The 1,906-nt window shown below is 64.4% G+C and carries 1 protein-coding gene and 1 pseudogene; both read right to left on the reverse strand.

Annotated features, from left to right (window positions below):
• Positions 1 to 543: pseudogene (locus EN879_RS33925) on the reverse strand (serine/threonine protein phosphatase); the annotation flags it as partial.
• A 5-nt stretch (positions 544 to 548) separates the two neighbouring features.
• Positions 549 to 1,906: class I SAM-dependent methyltransferase family protein (locus EN879_RS33930; protein WP_127274612.1), on the reverse strand; the 1,358-nt coding region annotated here is incomplete at its 5' end.

A 1,906-nucleotide genomic window follows, 5' to 3' on the forward strand; every position in this document is an offset into this window, starting at 1 on the left:
CCCCGAGGCCCCGATCAGAAAGCCCCAGCCGTGCCAGAGCGGCAGGAGAAACCCGCCGAGCCGGTGGCGCCAATGATCCCAGATGATCGCCAAAAGGGCGATGTGCAGCGAGGGGGCCTGGTTGAACGGCTTGTCGAAACCGCCGAGCACGGCAAACAGGAAGCCGGGCAGGCCGGTCGTCGCCGGCCGCACGAATGTAGCGGTCAGCGGGAACAGGATGAAGCAGATAACGGCGACGATTTGCGCGGTGAGATAGCGTCCGGCCAGACGGTCGACCCCTTGCCTGTCGTTGTTGAGCAGCAGCGACAGGCCGTAGAACAGGTTGATCGACCAATAGGGCACGATGGTCCAGGCGACGAACGGGATGCCGTGCTCCCACGAGAACACGATACTGCCGACATCGTCGCGCCGCGACGCCAGCCAGTTGGCGAAGCCGTAGCTGAGATAGAAGAACGGCGCCAGGAAGGCCAGCCACAGGGCTGCCCTGACGACCACCCGGCTATAGGGTTCGGCACGCGCCACGGATGCAGGCGATGACACCATGCTGCTCAGCGGCGCCGCGCGAGCGAGACGGTGAAGATGCCCCATTGGTCGATGCGCTGGTCGAGCTTTTCGAAACCGGCGGCTTCGACGAACTGGTCCATTTCGCCTTGCGTGCGCCGGCGCATCACCCAGGCCTCGCCGCCGCGATGCGAGGTCAGGCTGCGGGCGATCATCTCGAGCTGCGGGTGCCAAGGCTGGTTGGTGTAGAGCAACAGGCTGCCCGGCTGCATGGCGCTGGCCAATCCACCGAGCGACCGGGCGATCATCGCATTGTCCGAGAATAGCTCGTAGAGGCCGGAAACGATGGCGAGGTCCGGCGCCGGATCGGCGTTGGCGAGCACGTCGGCATCGAAAGCGTCGGCGCGCTGGAACGTGACGTCAGCCGGCAATTGCCGCTCCGTGATCAGCTTGCGGCCAAGCTGCACGTTGAGGTCGGAATAATCCTGCAGACGCACGCTCGCCGGCTGGTCGGGGCTCTTCACGATGGCATCGAGAACATAGCGGCCGTGGCCGGCGGCGATGTCGAGAATATGCACTGGCCGGCCAGTGGTCTTGAGCGTTGCCAGGCAAGAGCCGATCAGTTCTTCGAGATGCAGCTTGCGCTGGCGGATGCCGCGCCAGCCGATAGCTTCCAGGAAGACACGGTCGACGACGCGGCCAAGGGGCGTAAGTCCGCGCGCGTCGTTTTCGTAGACATAATCCAGCGTCGAGCCGGAATCGAAGCCGGTGGCAATGCCGGTCTTCATGCCTTGGGAGACCCAGGCGCCCATGCGGATGGAGGCGCGGCTGAATGCCCAATAGAGGCCCTTTGGCGACATCAACGCGAGCGGTGAAGCAAGCCGGTCGGCCTCGTCGCGTGTGTAGCCGGCAATGTCCGCCTGCTTCAGGTCGACCGGCGCATCCGGTGCCGCGAACTGCCTGGCCAGGAACGGCCGGATCAGGTCGAGGGCCTTTGCCCGGTCGCGTTCGCCCAGCGTGTCGTGGAAGAAGCCCGGCAGCACATGACGTTCCTTGATGCGGCTGCCGAGATTGACGAAGAACTCGTGCTGCGGGCCGTGGCGCACGACCCAATCGCTGCCCGAAAGCAGAAGCTGCGTCGGCGCGGTGATGGCGCGGGCGTCCGCAACGATGCGGGCTGCATGCTGATAGAGTTCGACCAGGATGTTGGAAGCGATCGGCCGCGTGATCAGTGGATCGCTCTCGAAAGAGGCGATTCGCACGGGATCATGGGTCAGGAATTTCGCCTTGACGTAGGAATTGACGAAGAAGCGGCCCTTGATCTTCTGCCAGAGCGCTATGCCCTCCTTGGCGAAGGGCACGTAGAGTTTTACCGAGAAGGCCGGTGAGGCCAGCACCATGGCGC

The organism is Mesorhizobium sp. M7A.F.Ca.AU.002.02.1.1, from assembly GCF_003998535.1.
GTDB lineage: Bacteria > Pseudomonadota > Alphaproteobacteria > Rhizobiales > Rhizobiaceae > Mesorhizobium > Mesorhizobium ciceri.